Annotated in this window: 18 protein-coding genes; 5 read left to right on the top strand and 13 right to left on the bottom strand. The window is 56.5% G+C overall.

What is annotated here, in order from left to right:
* The first annotated feature begins 41 nt into the window (after positions 1–41).
* A complete protein-coding gene (locus SK53_RS08690) occupies positions 42–452 on the top strand; it encodes a YbhQ family protein (protein WP_045336979.1) in 411 nt (136 codons plus the stop codon).
* Here the strand turns inward: SK53_RS08690 and SK53_RS08685 are convergent.
* Genes SK53_RS08685 through cecR form a run of 5 tightly spaced genes read right to left on the bottom strand, consistent with a single transcriptional unit; the run spans position 414 to position 6054 of the window.
* Positions 414–1520, bottom strand: coding sequence for an ABC transporter permease (locus tag SK53_RS08685; RefSeq protein WP_008501150.1), 1107 nt, complete (start codon positions 1518–1520; stop codon positions 414–416). The two genes, SK53_RS08690 and SK53_RS08685, sit on opposite strands and share 39 nt — an antisense overlap.
* A gap of 9 nt (positions 1521–1529) precedes the next feature.
* Positions 1530–2663, bottom strand: a complete 1134-nt coding sequence (locus SK53_RS08680) for an ABC transporter permease (RefSeq protein WP_045336977.1) — start codon at positions 2661–2663, stop codon at positions 1530–1532.
* The gene (locus SK53_RS08675; RefSeq protein ID WP_045336976.1) at positions 2653–4392 is read right to left on the bottom strand and encodes an ATP-binding cassette domain-containing protein; all 1740 of its coding nucleotides are present in this window, start codon (positions 4390–4392) and stop codon (positions 2653–2655) included. The genes SK53_RS08680 and SK53_RS08675 overlap by 11 nt, the downstream gene beginning before the upstream one ends.
* Positions 4385–5380, bottom strand: coding sequence for a secretion protein HlyD (hlyD, locus tag SK53_RS08670; RefSeq protein ID WP_023315672.1), 996 nt, complete (start codon positions 5378–5380; stop codon positions 4385–4387). Before hlyD ends, SK53_RS08675 begins: the two co-directional genes overlap by 8 nt.
* Positions 5377–6054, bottom strand: coding sequence for a transcriptional regulator CecR (gene cecR / locus SK53_RS08665; RefSeq protein WP_003858489.1), 678 nt, complete (start codon positions 6052–6054; stop codon positions 5377–5379). Before cecR ends, hlyD begins: the two co-directional genes overlap by 4 nt.
* A gap of 204 nt (positions 6055–6258) precedes the next feature.
* Here cecR and rhlE point away from each other — a divergent pair, with 204 nt between their 5' ends.
* Positions 6259–7641 carry an ATP-dependent RNA helicase RhlE gene (gene rhlE, locus SK53_RS08660; RefSeq protein WP_003858487.1) on the top strand — a complete coding sequence of 461 codons (1383 nt, stop codon included), beginning with the start codon at positions 6259–6261 and terminating at the stop codon, positions 7639–7641.
* A gap of 97 nt (positions 7642–7738) precedes the next feature.
* Positions 7739–9916: an ATP-dependent DNA helicase DinG gene (dinG, locus tag SK53_RS08655; RefSeq protein WP_023315673.1), complete on the top strand. Its 2178-nt coding sequence runs from the start codon at positions 7739–7741 to the stop codon at positions 9914–9916.
* On the opposite strand, the gene SK53_RS08650 is transcribed toward dinG, so the two are convergent.
* The 5 genes from SK53_RS08650 to SK53_RS08630 all read right to left on the bottom strand — a co-directional run bounded on the left by SK53_RS08650 (position 9903) and on the right by SK53_RS08630 (position 15274).
* The gene (locus SK53_RS08650; RefSeq protein ID WP_003858483.1) at positions 9903–10406 is read right to left on the bottom strand and encodes a fimbrial protein; all 504 of its coding nucleotides are present in this window, start codon (positions 10404–10406) and stop codon (positions 9903–9905) included. The genes dinG and SK53_RS08650 overlap by 14 nt on opposite strands.
* 5 nt (positions 10407–10411) lie before the next feature.
* Positions 10412–11401 (bottom strand): fimbrial protein, encoded by a 990-nt coding sequence (locus SK53_RS08645; protein ID WP_048209071.1) that lies wholly within the window; start codon positions 11399–11401, stop codon positions 10412–10414.
* Between the two features lie 22 nt (positions 11402–11423).
* Positions 11424–13967 carry a fimbria/pilus outer membrane usher protein gene (locus SK53_RS08640; protein ID WP_156174852.1) on the bottom strand — a complete coding sequence of 848 codons (2544 nt, stop codon included), beginning with the start codon at positions 13965–13967 and terminating at the stop codon, positions 11424–11426.
* Positions 13968–13993: 26 nt separating this feature from the next.
* Entirely contained in the window at positions 13994–14668 is a 675-nt protein-coding gene (locus SK53_RS08635) for a fimbrial biogenesis chaperone (protein WP_023315677.1), read from the bottom strand.
* 69 nt (positions 14669–14737) lie between these two features.
* On the bottom strand, positions 14738–15274 hold the full coding sequence (locus SK53_RS08630) for a fimbrial protein (RefSeq protein ID WP_048209067.1): 537 nt from the start codon (positions 15272–15274) through the stop codon (positions 14738–14740).
* 254 nt (positions 15275–15528) lie between these two features.
* Here SK53_RS08630 and ybiB point away from each other — a divergent pair, with 254 nt between their 5' ends.
* Positions 15529–16491, top strand: coding sequence for a DNA-binding protein YbiB (gene ybiB / locus SK53_RS08625; RefSeq protein WP_023324357.1), 963 nt, complete (start codon positions 15529–15531; stop codon positions 16489–16491).
* A gap of 116 nt (positions 16492–16607) precedes the next feature.
* Here ybiB and ybiJ read toward each other — a convergent pair whose 3' ends face one another.
* The 3 genes from ybiJ to mcbA form a co-directional block, all read right to left on the bottom strand.
* Positions 16608–16868: a DUF1471 family protein YbiJ gene (gene ybiJ, locus SK53_RS08620; RefSeq protein ID WP_003858474.1), complete on the bottom strand. Its 261-nt coding sequence runs from the start codon at positions 16866–16868 to the stop codon at positions 16608–16610.
* Between the two features lie 285 nt (positions 16869–17153).
* Positions 17154–17420 carry a DksA/TraR family C4-type zinc finger protein gene (locus SK53_RS08615; RefSeq protein WP_003858472.1) on the bottom strand — a complete coding sequence of 89 codons (267 nt, stop codon included), beginning with the start codon at positions 17418–17420 and terminating at the stop codon, positions 17154–17156.
* Positions 17421–17543: 123 nt separating this feature from the next.
* Positions 17544–17807, bottom strand: coding sequence for a DUF1471 family periplasmic protein McbA (mcbA, locus tag SK53_RS08610; protein ID WP_003858470.1), 264 nt, complete (start codon positions 17805–17807; stop codon positions 17544–17546).
* A gap of 242 nt (positions 17808–18049) precedes the next feature.
* On the opposite strand from mcbA, the gene rlmF reads away from it, so the two are divergent.
* On the top strand, positions 18050–18961 hold the full coding sequence (gene rlmF, locus SK53_RS08600; RefSeq protein ID WP_023315680.1) for a 23S rRNA (adenine(1618)-N(6))-methyltransferase RlmF: 912 nt from the start codon (positions 18050–18052) through the stop codon (positions 18959–18961).
* The last annotated feature ends 20 nt before the right edge of the window (positions 18962–18981 follow it).

Here is an 18981-nt window from a genome sequence, read left to right as displayed (position 1 = left end):
TAGTCTGAATTAGCAGAGAAAAATCCTTCAGGAGAGAAGCCATGAAGTGGCAACAACGCGTTCGTGTCGCAACCGGTTTGAGTTGCTGGCAGATAATGTTGCATTTACTGGTCGTGGCCGTACTGGTGATGGGCTGGATGAGCGGCACGCTGGTGCGTGTTGGCTTAGGGTTATGCGTGGTTTACGGCGTGACCGTGCTGTCGATGCTGTTTTTACAGCGTCATCACGACGCGCGCTGGCGCGAAGTGGGAGATGTGCTCGAAGAGCTCACCACCACCTGGTATTTTGGTGCGGCAATGATCGTCCTGTGGCTGTTGTCACGCGTGCTGCAAAACAACCTGCTGCTGGCCCTGGCGGGTCTGGCTATCCTCGCAGGACCCGCGGTGGTGTCGTTGCTCACCAAAGAGAAAAAGCTACGCGATGTTCCGTCTAAACATCGCATAGGCCACTGAGCCCGTAGTGGCCGCGATGACCAGTAGCGGCCACAAACTTCCCCACACAATATCCAGACTCGCATCCTTCAGATAGATCTGCTTGGTGATATCCGTGAAGTGACGAATCGGGTTTATCCACGTCAAATCCTGTAACCACACCGGCATGTTCTCCACTGGCGAAACGTACCCAGAAAGCAAAATCGCCGGCATCATAAAGACAAACACCCCAATAAACGCCTGCTGCTGCGTTGAGCATAGTGCGGAGATCAGCAGCCCAAACCCCACCAGCGACAGCCCGTAAATCACCATCGTGAAGTAAAACAGCGCCAGCGATCCGGCGAACGGGATCTGGTAGGCCCAAATTCCCACCCCCAGCACGATGGTGGCCTGGAAGGTGGCGACAATTAGCGCCGGCACCGCTTTGCCGACGAAAATTTGCCAGGTGGCGAGCGGAGAGACCAGCAGCTGATCCAGCGTGCCCTGTTCGCGCTCGCGAGCGACGGAGAGGGAGGTGACGATCATCACCCCGATGGTGGTGATCATGGCGATCAGCGACGGCACCACAAACCACTTGTAGTCCAGATTTGGGTTATACCAATTGCGCACCACCAGTTCGCTGTTGTTGGGCTTCGGTTTGCCGTCCATCAGCTCCTGCTGGTAATCCTTCACCACCTGCTGGAGGTAGTTGGCTGCGATCTGGGCGCTGTTGGAGTTACGCCCGTCGAGGATCAGCTGCATCGGCGCGGTCTGGAAGGTATCCAGATTGCGGGAGAAATCCGCCGGGAAGCGCACCAGCAGCAGCGCTTTTTGCGTGTCGATGGTGGGCTGAATGTCCTGCGGGCTTTTCAGCAGCAGGATGTGGGTAAAGGCTTTCGCACGCGCAAAGCGCTGCGTCAGCTCGACGGAGTGTTTGCCGTTGTCTTCGTTGTAAATGGCAATGGTGGCGTTGGTCACCTCAAGGGTGGCGGCAAACGGGAACAGTAAAACCTGGATCAGCACCGGCAACACCAGAATGGCGCGGGTTTGCGGCTCGCGCAGCAGGGATTGCAGCTCTTTGCGTATTAACGTCCATAAACGGTGAAACATGCGCGCTCCTTAATCTAACCGCCGTTTGGTTTTCATCCACGTCAACCCGATAAACATCAACGCCGACGCCATTAAAAACAGCGTGTTGATAATCAGCACCACCGGAATATTCCCCGCCAGGAAAAGGCTTTGCAGCGTGCTCACGAAGTAGCGCGCCGGGATAATGTAGGTCACGGCGCGGATGACGGCAGGCATACTGTCTATCTGGAAGATAAACCCGGAGAGCATTATCGACGGCAGAAAAGCGGCGTTCAGCGCCACCTGCGCGGCGTTAAACTGGTTGCGGGTGATGGTGGAGATGAGCAGCCCCATCCCCAGCGTGCTGAGTAAAAACAGGCTTGTGATAAAGAACAGCACCACCAGCGAGCCGCGGTACGGCACGCCGAGGATAAAGACGGACACCAGCATGCAGAGCAGCATCGCCAGCATGCCGAGGAAGTAGTAGGGAATAAGCTTGCACAGCAGCAGCTCGACGCGCGTCACTTCAGTTGAAAGCAGCGCCTCCATGGTGCCGCGCTCCCATTCGCGGGCGATCACCAGCGAGGTCAGAATCGCGCCGATCACCGTCATAATAATCGTTACCGCGCCCGGAATAATAAAGTGCTGGCTGATGGCGGCGGGGTTAAACCAGTAGCGTGTCTGCACGTCAATCAGCGGTTCAAACTCCTCCCCCCGGTCTTCGGCGCGCTGCATCTGCCAGAGCTGCCAGATCCCCTCCGCGTAACCCTGCACAAAGTTCGCGGTGTTCGGCTCGCTGCCGTCGGTGATCACCTGAATTGGCGCATCGGCGCCCGGGCGTGCCATGTTAGCGGCAAAATCGACCGGAATGACGATCAGACCGCGAATTTTTCCGGCCTGCATTTTCTGGATCAGTTCCTGCCGGCTGTCGCTGATGGTGGCATCGATGTAGGGCGAGCCGGTCATGGCGTGGGTGAAGTCCAGCGCCTCTTCGCTCTGCTGCTCCAGCAAAATCCCGACCCGCAGCTTGCTGGAATCGAGGTTAATCCCGTAGCCGAAAATAAACAGCAGCAGCAGGGGGATCACCACCGCAATCAGCCAGCTGCTGGGATCGCGCACGATCTGACGCGTCTCTTTAACGCACAGGGCGCGCACCCGGCGCCAGGAGAGGGCGTTACTGCGCATGAGTATTCTCCTTATCCCAGTCGTGAATGAGGGTGATAAACGCCTGCTCCATGGTCGGGTCTGGCTGCGCGTCGTCGGCGGCCTGCGCTTTCAGGTCATCCGGCGTGCCGTGGGCAATCAGCTTGCCGCGATAGACCAGCCCGATACGGTCGCAATACTCCGCCTCGTCCATAAAGTGGGTGGTGACCATCACGGTCACGCCTTTTTCCACCATGCTATTGATATGCAACCAGAATTCACGGCGGGTGAGGGGATCCACGCCTGAAGTCGGTTCATCAAGAAACAGGATATCCGGCTCGTGCATCAGTGAGCAGGCCAGCGCCAGCCGCTGTTTGAAGCCAAGCGGCAGAGCGTCGGTAGCGTGTGAGGCGATATCGGTCAGGCCGAAGGCGTCGCACATGCGGCCGATCTTCTCATTCTGTGCCCGTCCCCGCAGGCCGTAGACGCCGGAGAAAAATCGCAGATTTTGCTCCACCGTCAGGTTGCCGTAGAGCGAAAACTTCTGCGCCATATAGCCCAGGTGCTGGCGCGCCTTGCCGGAGCTGACTTTGAGATCCATGTTCAGCACCAGCGCTTTGCCGGAGGTTGGTACCAGCAGGCCGCACATCATTTTAAAGGTGGTGGATTTCCCTGCGCCGTTCGGCCCGAGCAGGCCAAATATCTCGCCGCGCTTCACGGCAAAATTGACGTTATCGGTGGCGGCGAAATCGCCGAATTTTTTGGTGAGCGATTTCGCTTCAATGACCGTTTCGCCCGGCGTACCTTCCACCGTGTGCAGTATGGCGCCAAGCGGTGATTCTGAGGTTCCCGCCCCGCCCAGCAGATCGATAAACGCATCTTCAAAGCGCGGCGAGGTCTCTGTCATGTCGATCTCAGGCATCCCCTGCGCACGCCGGATATCGTCGGCGGTGGCCTCTTTTTTGAGGATCACGCGCACCGAACGGCCCTGAATCATCCCGTCGCTCACCTGGGGCAGCTTCAGCACCCGTTGCAGCAGCGTGCGGTTGGATTCCTGCGCGCTGTGCAGCAGAAAACTTCGCCCGGCCATGGTTTGCGTCAGCTCGGTGGGTTCGCCCTGATAGAGCAGTTCGCCTTCATTCATCAGCAGCACGTCGCGGCACTGTTCTGCTTCATCAAGGTATGAGGTACTCCAGAGGATCAGCATGCCGTCACCCGCCAGCTCGTGCACCATCTGCCACAGTTCACGGCGGGAAATCGGGTCCACGCCGACGCCGGGTTCATCCAGCAACAGCACCTTCGGTTCGCCCACCAGCGTGCAGGCCAGCCCCAGCTTCTGCTTCATCCCGCCGGAAAGTTTGCCCGCCAGCCGTTCGGTGAACGGGCCGAGGGAGGTGAACGCCAGCAGGCGCTCGAAGGTTTTCTCCCGGGTTTCGCCGGTGACGCTGCGCAGGTCGGCGTACAGGTTGAGGTTTTCCATCACCGTCAGGTCTTCGTACAGACCAAACTTCTGCGGCATATAGCCGAGTATGCCGTGGAGCGCCGCGTCGTCTTTGATCGGATCGAGGCCAAGCACGCTGGCACTGCCTTCATCCGGCTTCAGCAATCCCGCCAGCATCCGCATCAGCGTGGTTTTACCCGCGCCGTCCGGCCCCACCAGCCCGGTCACATAGCCTTTCTGAATCGTACAATTCAGCGGTGCGACCGCCGGTTTAGCCATTCCCGGGAAGCGTTTGACCAGATTGTTGAGCTGGATAACCGCGTCATTCATGTCGTTCCCCGTCGTTTAAGGTCACGGTAACAGGCATGCCCTGACGCAGCGCGTCGTCCGCATCGGTGACGATGATGCGCAGGCGATACACCAGGTCGGTACGCAGGTCCGGGGTTTCAACGGTTTTTGGCGTGAACTCGGCGGTAGGAGAGACGAAGCCCACTTTGCCGTGATACGGCTTGTCCGGGCGACCGTCGGTATAGAGCAGCAGTTCGCGGCCCGGCTGCATCTGGCCAAGATTCGGCTCATCAATGTAAGCGCGCACCCACACCGGACGGGTTAAGGAGAGCGTTAACACGGTGCTGCCCGCGCTGAGCATGCTGCCCGGCTCCACGGCGCGGGTCATCAGCGTGCCGTCAGACGGGGCGATTAACGTGGTGTCGTGCAGATCCAGCTCCGCCTGGGCTAACTGCGCCTGCGCCTGCTCAAGGCTGGCCTTCGCCTGGGCAATGTCCTGCGCACGGTTACCGGTGCGGTACTGGCTTAGCTTATCCTGGGCAGATTTCAGCGTCGCCTGTGCCTGGTCGCGGGATGAGCGCGCATTTTCCAGGTCGTTGGCGGAAATAGTACGGCTTTTCCATAAGCCTTGCTGACGGTTATAAAAATTCTGCGCATAGTCATAGGCGGCTTTTGCCTGCTTAACGGCAGCGGCCGCCTGGGAGATCTCTTCGTCGCGATAGCCCGCCAGCATCAGGTCGTATTGCGCCTGTGCGACGGAGACGCCTGCTTTTGCCTGCATCAGCGCGTTCTCAAACGGGGCTTTGTCCAGCATCCCCAGCGTCTGCCCGGCTTTGATGGCATCGCCTTCGTCAACGTTCAGCGAGGCCAGCCGTCCGCCAACGCGGAAGCTCATGTTCACGGTGCGGATATCCACGTTGCCATACAGCGTCAGGCCACGATCCTGCTGGCTCTGATACCACAGCCAGCCGCCTGTTCCCGCGGCAAGCAAGACAACAACCACCAGAATGATGGCGACAGGTTTTTTCATGACTTCTGGCTCCTTTGCGTTAAGCCTTGCAGGATCAGATCAACGTGACAGGTAATGACCTGGCTAATTTGCGCGGCTTTATCCTCATCGAATTGTGTCCAGCCCGTACGTAACAGGATGGTCTCACGCCCCAGACGGAAGGCGAGCACTTCGCCCAGCAGGGCGTGGGTATGCAAAATGGTGTCGGTATCGCTGGCGTCCCGTCCGGTATAGGCGGCGATCAGCCGGGTCAGATGGCTGTGCATCGGGGCGATCACCTGATCGTGCACCAGCTGGTACGCGGCAGTGGGGGAGAGCTGCTCGCGGGAGATAAATTTGCTCAGGTTCAGCGTATCGTCGTGCGTCAGCAGGCGGATCATGTTGTGACAGGCGTTAAGGATCAGCTGGCGGATGGCAGCCCGGTCAGGCTCTGGCTGGCTGAACAGCGCGGTGGCTTCTTCCACGTGCGGGCGAAAGCTGGTGCCGATAAAATCCGCGATCCACTGGGCGCAGGCGAGGTATAAATCCTCTTTTGAGCCAAAATAGTAGGTGATGGCCGCAATATTCTGCCCGGCCTGAGCGGCGATATCCCGCGTGGTGGCATGCAGACCATACTCGCCAAACTGCGCCAGCGCGGCGGCGATAAGCTGACTTTTCGCCTGTTCGCCTTTGGTTGTCGTTGGGGTTGTATTCATAGCAGCATTAAAAATTAATCAATCGATTGATTAAGATTATGCCTGATTTGCGCAAACGTCGAGTCATCGCCGGGGATATTTTATGCGCCACGTCACAAAAGCTGCTACACTCCGCACCTTCGCGACATTGTGGTTTTTGTCCTTCTATTCGTTATATCTCCCTGAAAACTACACCTGTGATGGTCGGGGCGGTTCGGAGTTTTTATGTCTTTTGATTCCCTTGGTCTGAACCCGGAAATTCTGCGCGCCATCGCAGAGCAGGGCTACGTTGAGCCAACCCCTATCCAGCAGCAGGCCATTCCGGCCGTTTTGCAGGGCCGTGACCTGATGGCAAGCGCGCAGACCGGTACCGGTAAGACCGCGGGCTTTACCCTGCCGCTGCTGGAGCTGTTGGTAAAAAACCAGCCGCACGCCAAAGGCCGTCGTCCGGTGCGTGCGCTGATCCTCACCCCAACCCGCGAGCTGGCGGCCCAGATTGGCGAGAACGTGCGTGAATACAGCCGCTACCTCAACATTCGTTCGCTGGTAGTTTTCGGCGGGGTAAGCATTAACCCGCAGATGATGAAGCTGCGCGGCGGCGTGGACGTGCTGGTGGCAACACCGGGACGTCTGCTGGATCTGGAACACCAGAACGCGGTGAAGCTCGATAACATCGAAATCCTGGTGCTGGACGAAGCCGACCGTATGCTGGACATGGGCTTCATCCACGACATTCGTCGCGTGCTGGCGAAGCTGCCGACGCGTCGTCAGAACCTGCTCTTCTCCGCGACCTTCTCCGACGAGATCAAGGCGCTGGCGGAAAAGCTGCTGCATAACCCGCTGGAAGTGGAAGTCGCGCGCCGCAACACCGCCTCCGAGCAGGTGACGCAGCACGTGCACTTTGTAGATAAGAAGCGCAAGCGGGAACTGCTCTCCCAGATGATCGGCCAGGGCAACTGGCAGCAGGTGCTGGTCTTTACCCGCACCAAGCACGGCGCCAACCACCTGGCGGAACAGCTGAATAAAGACGGCATCCGCAGCGCGGCGATCCACGGCAACAAGAGCCAGGGCGCGCGTACCCGCGCGCTGGCGGACTTTAAATCTGGCGACATTCGCGTGCTGGTGGCGACCGACATCGCCGCACGCGGTCTGGATATCGAAGAGCTGCCGCACGTGGTGAACTACGAGCTGCCAAACGTGCCGGAAGATTACGTTCACCGTATCGGCCGTACCGGCCGTGCGGCGGCAACCGGGGAAGCGCTCTCTCTGGTTTGCGTGGATGAACACAAGCTTCTACGCGACATTGAACGCCTGCTGAAGAAAGAGATCCCGCGCATTGAAACCCCGGGCTATGAAGTGGACCCGTCGATCAAAGCCGAGCCAATTCAGAACGGTCGTCAGGGTGGCGGACGCGGTCAGGGCGGCGGTGGTCGCGGTCAGCAGCCGCGTCGTTCAGAAGGTGGCGCGCCGAAATCTTCGGGCAAACCGCCGCGTCGTAATAACGACAGCAAACCAGCCGGTGAAAACCCGTGGCGTAGCGGCGAAGGGAAACCGGCAGGCGAGGGGCAGCGCCGACGCCGCCCGCGTAAACCTGCTAACCCGCAGTAATCTGGAAGCCCGGTCGTAAAGCCGGGCTTTTCTTTTTGCGGCAGCGGAGAGAAAGTGCCACAATAGTGGCTGTTTATACAGTATTTCAGGTTTTCCGATGGCTTTAACCGCTGCGCTGAAAGCGCAAATAGGCGCCTGGTATAAGGCGCTACAGCAGCAGATCCCCGATTTTATCCCCCGAGCGCCGCAGCGGCAGATGATTGCCGACGTGGCAAAAACGCTCGCCGGGGACGACGGGCGACATCTGGCGATTGAAGCCCCGACCGGCGTCGGGAAAACCCTGTCGTATCTCATTCCCGGCATCGCCATCGCGCGGGAGGAGGACAAAACGCTGGTGGTCAGCACCGCCAACGTGGCCTTGCAGGATCAGATCTTCAGCAAAGATTTGCCGCTGCTGCGCAAAATTATCCCCGATTTACGCTTCACCGCCGCCTTTGGTCGCGGGCGCTACGTCTGCCCGCGCAATCTGGCGGCGCTGGCCAGCAGTGAACCCGCCCAGCAGGATCTGCTCGCGTTTCTTGATGACGAGCTGACGCCAAACAACAAGGCGGAGCAGGAGCAGTGCGCAAAGCTGAAGGCCGATCTCGACAGCTACAGGTGGGACGGCCTGCGGGATCACACCAGCCAGGCGATCGGCGACGACCTGTGGCGCAGGCTCAGCACCGATAAAGCGAGCTGCCTGAACCGCAACTGTCACTACTACCGCGAATGCCCTTTCTTTGTTGCCCGGCGTGAGATTCAGGAAGCGGAGGTGGTTGTCGCCAACCATGCGCTGGTGATGGCCGCACTGGAGAGTGAAGCGGTCCTGCCGGAGCCCAAAAACCTGCTGCTGGTGCTCGATGAAGGTCATCATCTGCCCGACGTGGCGCGGGATGCGCTGGAGATGAGCGCGGAAATTACCGCCCCGTGGTTTCGCCTGCAACTGGATCTGTTCTGTAAGCTGGTGGCAACTTGCATGGAGCAGTTCCGCCCGAAAACCACGCCGCCGCTGGCGGTTCCGGAGCGGTTGAGCGAGCACTGTGAAGAGGTGTACGGCCTCATCGCCTCGCTGAATAACATTCTTAACCTGTATCTCCCCGCCACCCAGGAGGCGGAACACCGCTTTGCGATGGGGGAGTTGCCGCAGGAAGTGATGGAAATTTGTCAGCAGCTGGCGAAGCACCTTGAAAAGCTGCGCGGGCTGGCGGAGATGTTCTTAAACGATCTCAGCGAGAAAACCGGTACCCATGACGTGGTGCGTTTGCACCGCATTCTGCTGCAAATGAACCGCGCGCTGGGCATGTTTGAGGCGCAGAGCAAACTCTGGCGGCTGGCCTCAATGGCGCAGGCGTCCGGCGCGCCGGTGACAAAGTGGGCCACCCGCGAAGTGCGAGACGGGCAGGTACATCTTTTCTTCCACTGCGTGGGCATCCGCGTGGCCGATCAGCTGGAAAAGCTGATCTGGCGCAGCGTGCCGCACGTGGTAGTGACATCGGCGACCCTGCGTTCACTGAACAGCTTCTCAAGGTTGCAGGAAATGAGCGGCCTGAAAGAGAAAGCGGGGGACCGTTTTGTGGCCCTGGACTCGCCGTTCAACCACTGTGAGCAGGGCAAGCTGGTGATCCCGCGCATGAACTATGAGCCGCTTATCGATAACGAAGAGCAGCATATTGCGGAAATGGCGGCCTACTTCCGCGAGCAGGTTGAGAGTAAAAAATACCCCGGTATGCTGGTGCTGTTTGCCAGCGGCCGCGCGATGCAACGCTTCCTGGAGCACGTCACCGATCTGCGCTTGCTCCTGCTGGTGCAGGGCGATCAGCCGCGCTATCGGCTGGTGGAAACCCACCGTAAACGCATTGATAACGGCGAGCGCAGCGTGCTGGTGGGGTTACAGTCCTTTGCGGAAGGGCTTGATTTGAAAGGTGACTACCTGACGCAGGTGCATATCCACAAAATTGCCTTCCCGCCCATCGACAGCCCGGTGGTGATCACCGAAGGCGAATGGCTGAAAAGCCTGAACCGTTATCCGTTTGAAGTGCAAAGCCTGCCTGCGGCGTCGTTTAACCTTATTCAGCAGGTCGGGCGTTTGATCCGTAGCCACGGCTGTTGGGGCGAGGTGGTGATTTATGACAAACGACTGCTCACCAAAAACTACGGCCAACGGCTGCTGAATGCGCTGCCGATCTTCCCGATTGAGCAGCCAGAAGTGCCGGAGGTAAAAAAACGCCCGGCAAAACCCTCTGCCGGGCGTACAAAAAGCATCCGTGCAAAGAGGCGCGGTCCTACTGGTAAGTGAATGTCACCTGAATCACGCTGCTGAACGTCCCGGCAGTGACGGGCATTGAGGTGGCGTAGTAGCGCGCGGACAGGGGAAAGGTTGCCGTGTGGTCGCTCGGATTGATGGCGGCGTTAAAGGCGGCCTGCGGGGCAATCAGTATTTTGTCCTGCCGGTCTGCCAGCTCCAGCGCCAGCCCCTTTGCGCTGCCGATATTGGCAAATTTGGTCGGATGCACGCTGTCTGCCTGGCCATAGAAAAAGGCCGTGGCAAGCGCCAGCGTGGCAGGACAGTGCGATACTGACAGGGAAAAGTCTTTCCACTCGCCGGTATCCCCCACGTCTTTAAAACTGCCCGACACCGTCTGGCCTAAGTCCACCGTCAGGTTGCGGCTGGCGCTGTCAATGATGCAGGTATTGGCGTAAATATTTCCCGTCATCTGGATCTGAATATCGTCTGCGTGGGCCTGGGCCAGTAAGCCCATCGTCAGAAACGCGATTGTCTTTTTCATGTTGGTCACTTATAGGCGAGAGTGATGGTTGCTACGGTGTTGGCGGGGCCGGGCGTCACCACATCGTTGATCTGCTCGTAGCGAACCTGAAAGGGGATCTCCAGCGTTTCATTGGCAACGGCCTGGCTTTGAGTGTTGACGTAGGTATCAAAGGTCGCAATGCGGTCATCAAACAGCATTCTCACCCCGACGCCCGTTGCCATGCCTGTCTGCTTCGTCAGTTTGATCACCCCCTCGAATGCCGTCTCGTAGCCGTTAGCACTGGTGATTTTTAGCTCAGGCTGAACGGTTGTGTCACAGTTAACGGTGATTTTAAACGTTTGAGCGGGGCTGGATAAAAAACCCACGCTCATAAAATCACTGACGGGAAAATCACCCAAATTAACGGTGAGATTTTTTGGCGAAACAGAGCAGGTGACCTGATGCAAAATGACGTTACCTGCATACGCAATATGGTTAGGGCTGCCGATCCCTTCGTGACCGAAAACGCCAATGCCGAATTCGGTCTGAGACTGCACCAGCGTGCCGGAGGTCACGGCGTCGCTTGTTTTGACCAGTTCAAGCGTGACGTCGAAGTTAAACGACTGTGTGCCATCGCCAGAAACATAGCCAACAGGCGTTCCGCGTGAATCGCACTGTACTCCGCCTGCTCCGCTGATTCGCTGACCCTGATCGTTCATCAATGCGACCCCGACACCCGGTACGCCGGATTCGTATACTCCCTTCAGCCCCGGAATTTCCGCTCCGGTACCGTAGTAACACGAGACAATTTCCAGTCCGCTGTCGATACTCTGATCGCAGTGCCCGGCAACATGAACGCTCTGCTCTGTACCCGGGATCGTTTCGCCAACGGCCAGCGTCGTGGGAACGGAGATAGAGGCCACGTTAATCATTTTGGGCAGATCCGGCGTGGTGCATGTCGCCTTCGCATGCGGCATAAATAACGCGGCGGTTCCCAGAACCAGTAAGAAAAAGCACTGTTTAATCATTTGCATAATCGTTAGCCTGAACGGTGGATCAGTGACACTGCGCGGCAGCGTTAATGATGCTGGTTTTCTCTTTCTCATCCGTTAGCGCATAGTCAGCGACGCAGTGCTCGCTCGCCTCCTGTCCCCAGGAAACGTTGAGATGCCCTTGCTGTGGCAGACCCGAGAGGTAGGTCTGACCGTCATTGCCGACAATAAATTCGCTGTCCTTATCCTCGGTGGTGACCGTTGCGCCGAAGGGCAGCGGTTTACCCTTTTGCATAAGCGTCATCAGGACGCGGTTACCCACGCGGGTATTAAAGCTGGCGCGCACCACGGCCCCGCGGGTTGGCGTCACGATCTGCGCCGCGTGGGTGACGTCGGCGTTGTCCGGTAGCGTTTCGGTATCCAGCGCGATGGTGTTGCGGCGATACGCGGTAACAAACGGCACGACGGTGTAGCCGCGGAAGTCGGTCTCGACGCCCGTCTGGTTTGTGATATGGGTTCCGTGCGTGCCCGGCGCTTTCACCAGCGCGATGGTGTCACCGAGCGGCTGGCTCAGGGTTATTCCGTTCGCATGGGCAACCACGCCGCCCTGCAAACCGACGTTCAGGGTCTGCTGATACTTATCCTGACTGACGCCTGCGCTCACTTCGCCATAGGTCGCTTTGTAATCGGCGTTGATGCTGGTGGAGTTACCGCTGCCGGTGCTGCTCAGCCCTTCCTGGATGTTCCAGTTCAGGTTGTCCTCTTTCATCGCCGTGCCGTTCAGGCCGATGTTCTGCGTCGTGCCGTCTTTGGTGTTGTTCAGGTTGTAGGTGGCCCAGGTGTTATGCATCCAGCGGTCCAGCGGCACCGAGACGCTCAGCGAGAACTGGTTGTCGTTTGTCACCTCGTTACCGTCTTCATCGCTGTCCTGGGTGTTTTTGTTCATGCTGTAGCTGAGGCTGTAGCTCACCCCGTGCCAGCTATTGTTGTAGCTGACGCTCAGGGAGGTCATGTTCTGGCTCTGGCTCCAGTAAGTTTCCTTCACCATGCTCAGCGTGACCGACCCCCAGCCTTCTGGCAGCGTCTGGTCAACGGTGGCTTCGGTACGGGCGCGGCGCTGCTGGGGAGCAGACCAGTCGTCGGAGCGGGTATACGACTCCATGGTGTCGTCCAGGGTGTAAAACCCCTTGCTGTTATAGCGATAGCCCGCAAGGGTAAAGTTGGTGCCCGAACCGGCGAAATCTTTGCTGTAACGGATGCGCCATGACTGACCCTTGCTGGACTGCTGTTTTTTCAACAGGGCTCTGGCGCGGATTACGTCAATGGAGAACGCCCCCAGATCGCCCATGTTTTTCCCGGCGCCAATCGCCTGTGACTGATAATGGTTACTCTGCTGCACGCCGCCGTAGACCGTGAAGCCGAAGGGTAAACCGTAGATGGCGCTTCCCTGGGCAAACGGGGTCTTTTCAACGTCTTTGTCATAAGAGCGATAACGCCCGGCGGTTACGCTGTAGCGCAGGTTTTTTTCACGCTGCAATACCGGCACGGAGGCAAACGGCACCACGAAGTGGCTTTCGCTGCCGTCTGTTTCTTTCACCGTGACCTGGAGGTCGCCGCTGCTGCCGGTGGGGTAGAGGTCGTTAATCTCGAACGCACCCGGCGCGACCGTATTCTGATAAATTACGTACCCGTTCTGGCGGACCATCACTAGCGCGTTGCTGTGGGCGCTGCCGCGAATAATAGGGGCATAGCCTTTCTCGCTGTCCGGCAGCATGTCGCTGTCGGATTTTAGCTCCACGCCGGTATAGGGGACGCTGTCAAAAACGTCGGAAGGTGAGGTGCTTTGGCCCACCGTCACGTCACTTTTCATCGCCACAATATCGCGTTGCGCATAGGTATAAACGGAGGTGAATTTCTGTTTCTCCTCATGACCCGTGGTGCTGCGATTCCAAGTGGAGTAGTTACGAACGCGCCATGCCCCGATGTTGAAGCCGGGACGCAGGTTAACGTACTGGCTGCTGCTATTCTCTTCACCCTGCTGGCGCGCATGGCTCTGGCTGGCGTTGACGCTGTAATTAAGCAGGCCCGCGTTGATCCCTTCGTCAAACTCTTTCGGGTCGATGTAACCGCGAGGTACCTGACCGAGCGCCTTTTGCGGAATGCTCAGCAGCAGCTGCTGATTGCGCACGCGAAAGGTCGCGGATGCCGAAGGGATGGCGTGTAGATCGGCGCACTGACCTTCTGCCCTCAGCTGCGGATATTTTTGCGTTTTGATCCCGAGGCTCTTTAATTCGTCCAGTGTAAAACAAGGCTGGAGCGTGCTGGTGCCCTGTGGATCTTTAACTAAGTTGAAGGTCACGTCGCGGGTATCAATTTTATTGTTATTGATAAAGATCGCGACCTGATAGTTACCTGGCGCCTGGCCGGGACCTTTTTCATAGACAGACAGATCGGTCTTTCCCTGCTGCGGGTTATCAATGTCCAGCAGGGCAGGGTTAAAATAATCATCAGCCAAAACCTGCTGCGCAAAGATCGCCATTGCCAGGCAACAAATAGCCATCAGCAATGACGAAAATCGGCAGGTGAACGGCTTTTTATGGCTGTACATGATGATTTTATTACCGGGTAATACGATTAATGAACGGGTTTAGACCATGTCTGACTGATGCTGCCGTAATCGGTAATAATGGAATACGCGACGGTAGAACCTCCGACGTTGCCAGGTAAAGCAAAATGCGTTTCAGTTTTCGGCACAGCCCAGGTGGCTTTTTTGACTTTTTGACCATTCAGGGTGACGGTCTGAAAATTCATAAAGAAAGGTGTGGGATTATTCACCACTAAATCATTCCCTTCGCGATGCCATTCAAGTTTATCGGCCACATCTTCTGGTCTGCCTTTTACCGCTGACGGGCGATAGAGCAATTTAATGCGGGTATTAATGGCAATTTGCAGCGTATTTACCCCTTCGACATGCTTCGAGGACGGGATCGCTTTAATATTCAGCCAGTACAGAGATTCCCTGTCTTCCGGTAAATTTCCTCCCGTACGGACTACGCGCAGGACGTTATCCTCTTTCGCATCCAGACGAAAAAGCGGCGGCGTGATCAGGAACGGGGCTTTGGCCTGGTTTTTACCGCCAGAATCGACCCAGGACTGCACCAGATAATCCGTGGTATCCGGGTTTGAAAGACCAAGAGAAGATTCCTTTTTATCTCCCTGATAGACCAGCCGGGTGCCATTAATCACGACCCCCGCCTGTGCCGAGGCTGCTACCAGTAAAAGAGTGCTCAGTAAATAACCGTGGCGCATAAAGATTTCTCAATAAAAAGATGAGATATTAATGCTCGCAAAAGCATTAATATCTCAGGATTGATAAGATCAGTTATAAATAACGGTGAAGGTTGATACAGAGTTAGCAGGGCCTGCGGTGACTGCCGCCTGGGTTTGAATATAACGCGCACCGAACTCCAGATCGTTAACCGCCGTGCCGGAGGCTAAAGGATATTGCTTCGAAGGGGTATACAGGCTGACAGGCTGCCCGGACGTGTCAACCAGCTGAATAGCCACACCGGTAGCCGCATCGGTATCGGGCGTTAACGCCAGCGCGGCATTATTATCCGCATCCGGGGTACCACCGAAGTTAATCGCTGCCGAGGTTACGGTTTCCGGACAATTGGTTAACTTAATATCAAACTTCGTTAATGTGCTGGTAGAGCCTGCGCCGGTAAATACCGTTTTAGATACTTTTCCCAACTGAACATCTAATGGATTACTTAATCCATTCACGACCTGGCAAGCAGAATCGATAATTTCTCCGGTGAAATTAATCTGCCCTTCACCGTTGGTTGCCGCAAATGTAGATGCAGAACATCCCACCGTTGCGGCGATAAACAACCCTAATGCAACCTTGTTCATAGTAAATCCCGATGTGTTTCTGGCAAAAACGTTGCCTGGACGTTTCACCGTTGACCTTTAATGACTTTTCGATGTTTATTTAATCAAAAAAAGGACAGAGACGAATCTTTTGTCCCAATCACAAATATTGCAAATAATGCTTGAGTTTATTTTTTTATCTGAAAACAGCAGGTTGATAATGATCACAAAACACTATCGGGTGCGTGTCCATCGGGCTATATTGTTAACAAGATGATGCTGTCAGGAGAAATGTCGTGGATTACCGCAAAATTATCAAAGAGGTAGGGCGTGGGAAAAACCATGCTCGCGATCTGGACCAGGACACGGCCCGTGCGTTGTACACGCATATGCTGAATGGCGACGTGCCGGAGCTGGAAATGGGCGGCATTCTGATTGCGCTGCGAATCAAAGGGGAAGGTGAGGCGGAGATGCGGGGTTTTTATGAGGCCATGCAGTCGCAGACGATGCGTTTAACCCCGCCCGTCACGAAGCCGATGCCGATAGTGATCCCGACCTACAATGGCGCGCGTAAGCAGGCAAACCTCACGCCGCTGCTGGCTATTCTGTTGCAGAAACTCGGTTTCCCGGTGGTGGTGCATGGCGTGAGCGAAGATCCAACGCGCGTGCTGACAGAAACCATTCTGGAATTATTAGGCATCGAACCTACTCTCCATGCTGGCCAGGCGCAGGCCAAACTGGAGGGGAACCAGCCGGTCTATATTCCCGTGCGCGCGCTCTGCCCGCCGCTGGAAAAGCAGCTGGACATGCGATGGCGAATGGGAGTACGTAACAGCGCCCACACCCTGGCGAAGCTGGCGACGCCGTTTGCCGAAGACGCCGCGCTACGTCTTTCCAGCGTCTCCCATCCGGAGTACGTGACGCGGGTCGGACAATTTTTTGCCGAAATCGGCGGGCGGGCGCTGCTGATGCACGGGACGGAAGGGGAGGTTTATGCCAACCCGCAGCGTTGTCCACAGCTGATGCTGATTGAGCCTGCCGGGACGCGGGTCGTACTGGAACGTGGGGAAGAGAACTGCGATGTGATCTTGCCCGAGTCAAAAGATCCGCAGGTCACCGCGCACTGGATCGTACAGTGTCTGGCCGGAAAGGTGCCGGTTCCTCAGTCGATCAAGCTGCAAATGGCCTGCTGCCTGCTGGCGGCAGGGGAAGTGGCATCCGTGGAAGCCGGATTGCAGCGCGTGGCACAGTCGTTTTAAGCAAAAAAAAGCCCGTCCAGTGGCGGACGGGCAAACAAGGGTAACAACAACAGGGTCAATGAGGGTTGGAGCATATCACCAGAGGGTATGGTGAGGGTGGAGCATAATTCGTTCGATTACTTGTAGATAACCGCAGTACCGCTCAGTTTGTTATTACCGTTAGTGGACGTGATGGTGTATCCACTTGCGCCGGCAGCGGCTGCTTTTTCCGCCAGTTTGGCTTCCAGACCGTCCAGCGTGGTCGCGCCTTCAGCACTCACCACCCCGATTTTGTTCAGATCCTGTGCCTGAGTAGAGGAGACTGGCTCTACGGCGAAAGCGCCGAAAGAGAGAGCGGACAGGGCAACAGCGGCAACAGCATATTTGATGGTTTTCATAGGTCAATTCTCGCAGGTTATTCTGTTAAAGGGACGATGTTCCGTCGATGTGATAAGTATCACGGTTTTTAGCGGAAGATAAAATCGAAGAGAATTGACGTGGTTGCTCAAAAAAATTGAATGACAAATAACTTATTGATTATTAATAAATTCAGAAGCGGAATTGACACTTCTTGTGGATGCGCTTTACAGAAGCCATCGGAAGGGCACGATTTGCTACGCGTATCGCTAAAAGTCGTGAGCGTAAAGTAAACGGCTGGCGCGGTTAACTTCGGTAAAGGAAAGTCAACGTAACTGGCTGTCTTTCGATCCTCTGCGATTATATCCTGAATGTGTCGCATTTTTCGAATCTTTCTCCTGCTGACAGGCAATACATAGCCGTACGCCAGGAATGGCTTTACGCCGTGCCTCAGGAATCGGATCTCCGCACTCTTCGCATTCCGTCAAACTTTCGCCGCGTGGAATTTCACCGCGAGCACGCGCGACCGCATCTTCAATAGTACTGTTGATCTGTTCGTTAACGGCGTCGTCATTCGCCCAGCCGGAAGCCATCATGTTCTCCTGATCTGTTTAAGCCATTCATCTTAATATGGGGTTAAAAAACGCACAGTCAAGGCGAAGGAAGGGAATGAGAACTGCATCTGCCTGGCAGATGCAGTGTGGGAAGGAAATCGATTATTTATAGATGGTCGCGGTGCCGTACATATGGTTATCACCACCGGCAGCGTTCACCACGAAGCCTTTAGCCCCTTCCTGACGCGCTTTTTCGGCCAGCTTGTCCTGAAGGTCATCAAGGTTGCTTGCCCGGCTGACAGAGACCGTCCCCGCCGCACGTAGCTGGCTGGTGTCGTTGCTGTCGGTCAGAGGTTGAACGGACCAGGCTGAGAAAGATGCGCCTGCCAGCGCACCCGCAATAATAAAGGTCAGATATTTTTTCATAATCACATCCTCAGGGGAAACAACAGGTGATTCCTCTTAAGTTTAGAAGCCTGACGCGTGTGATTTAGCGCAAAAATTTGATGATGATCTGCTTATTTTTTGAACGATAAATTCTGACAATTTGTTGACAGATCATAGACATACAGGTCGATGATTTTTGTCGTTTTTTTGTGCGACTCAGACAGATATTTACCCCCGCGCCGTCACAGGGTATCTTACGCGGCTGTTTAAAGGAGAATGCCATGACTTCCCAAAAGCCGGGATTGCACCCGCGTAACCGCCACCGTAGCCGCTACGACATGAAAGCCCTGTGCCTGAGCTGCCCCGAATTGCAGGATTTTATTGTTCAGACACCAGCCGGTGAACCGTCGGTAAACTTTGCCGATCCGCTGGCGGTTAAGACGCTGAACAAAGCGCTGCTGGCCCATTTTTATGGCGTTACGCACTGGGACATCCCGGATGGCTTTCTCTGCCCACCGGTGCCAGGACGTGCGGATTACGTCCATCATCTTGCCGATCTGCTGGCGGATGACAATGGCGGCGTGGTGCCAAAACAGGCCACCGTGCTTGATATCGGTACGGGCGCGAACCTGATCTACCCCCTGATAGGCGCACATGAATATCAGTGGCGGTTTACCGGTAGCGAGATCGGTGCCGAGGCCTTCGCCAGCGCGCAGGCCATTATCAACGCTAACCCGGGGTTAAGCCGGGCCGTTCGTCTGCGTCGTCAGAAGGATGCCGCTGCTATTTTCAACGGCATTATTCATAAGAACGAACAATATGATGCCACCCTGTGCAACCCGCCATTCCACGACTCCGCCGCCTCCGCTCGTGCGGGAAGTGAACGCAAGCGGCGTAACCTGGGCCAGGCTGAAGATGGCGCGCTGAACTTTGGCGGCCAGCAGCAGGAGCTGTGGTGCGAGGGCGGGGAAGTGGCATTTATTCTGCGCATGATTGCCGAGAGTAAGGGCTTCGGTCGTCAGGTGAAATGGTTTACCACGCTGGTCTCCCGTGGCGATAACCTGCCGCCGCTTTACCGCGCGCTGACCGACGTCGGCGCGGTGAAAGTGGTTAAAAAAGAGATGGCGCAGGGCCAGAAGCAGAGCCGCTTTATTGCCTGGTCCTTTATGGACGATAACAAACGCCGCAAATAATCGTTTCTCGGGCCGGGTAA

This window comes from Enterobacter sp. MGH119 (assembly GCF_001037675.1).
GTDB lineage: Bacteria > Pseudomonadota > Gammaproteobacteria > Enterobacterales > Enterobacteriaceae > Enterobacter > Enterobacter hormaechei_C.
This window is presented reverse-complemented; position numbering and strand designations above follow the sequence as displayed.

Coding starts and splice junctions, on each gene's coding strand:
- SK53_RS08690 (WP_045336979.1), top strand. CDS start 42: ATGAAGTGGCAACAACGCGTTCGTGTCGCAACCGGTTTGAGTTGCTGG.
- SK53_RS08685 (WP_008501150.1), bottom strand. CDS start 1,520: ATGTTTCACCGTTTATGGACGTTAATACGCAAAGAGCTGCAATCCCTG.
- SK53_RS08680 (WP_045336977.1), bottom strand. CDS start 2,663: ATGCGCAGTAACGCCCTCTCCTGGCGCCGGGTGCGCGCCCTGTGCGTT.
- SK53_RS08675 (WP_045336976.1), bottom strand. CDS start 4,392: ATGAATGACGCGGTTATCCAGCTCAACAATCTGGTCAAACGCTTCCCG.
- hlyD (WP_023315672.1), bottom strand. CDS start 5,380: ATGAAAAAACCTGTCGCCATCATTCTGGTGGTTGTTGTCTTGCTTGCC.
- cecR (WP_003858489.1), bottom strand. CDS start 6,054: ATGAATACAACCCCAACGACAACCAAAGGCGAACAGGCGAAAAGTCAG.
- rhlE (WP_003858487.1), top strand. CDS start 6,259: ATGTCTTTTGATTCCCTTGGTCTGAACCCGGAAATTCTGCGCGCCATC.
- dinG (WP_023315673.1), top strand. CDS start 7,739: ATGGCTTTAACCGCTGCGCTGAAAGCGCAAATAGGCGCCTGGTATAAG.
- SK53_RS08650 (WP_003858483.1), bottom strand. CDS start 10,406: ATGAAAAAGACAATCGCGTTTCTGACGATGGGCTTACTGGCCCAGGCC.
- SK53_RS08645 (WP_048209071.1), bottom strand. CDS start 11,401: ATGCAAATGATTAAACAGTGCTTTTTCTTACTGGTTCTGGGAACCGCC.
- SK53_RS08640 (WP_156174852.1), bottom strand. CDS start 13,967: ATGTACAGCCATAAAAAGCCGTTCACCTGCCGATTTTCGTCATTGCTG.
- SK53_RS08635 (WP_023315677.1), bottom strand. CDS start 14,668: ATGCGCCACGGTTATTTACTGAGCACTCTTTTACTGGTAGCAGCCTCG.
- SK53_RS08630 (WP_048209067.1), bottom strand. CDS start 15,274: ATGAACAAGGTTGCATTAGGGTTGTTTATCGCCGCAACGGTGGGATGT.
- ybiJ (WP_003858474.1), bottom strand. CDS start 16,868: ATGAAAACCATCAAATATGCTGTTGCCGCTGTTGCCCTGTCCGCTCTC.
- SK53_RS08615 (WP_003858472.1), bottom strand. CDS start 17,420: ATGGCTTCCGGCTGGGCGAATGACGACGCCGTTAACGAACAGATCAAC.
- mcbA (WP_003858470.1), bottom strand. CDS start 17,807: ATGAAAAAATATCTGACCTTTATTATTGCGGGTGCGCTGGCAGGCGCA.
- rlmF (WP_023315680.1), top strand. CDS start 18,050: ATGACTTCCCAAAAGCCGGGATTGCACCCGCGTAACCGCCACCGTAGC.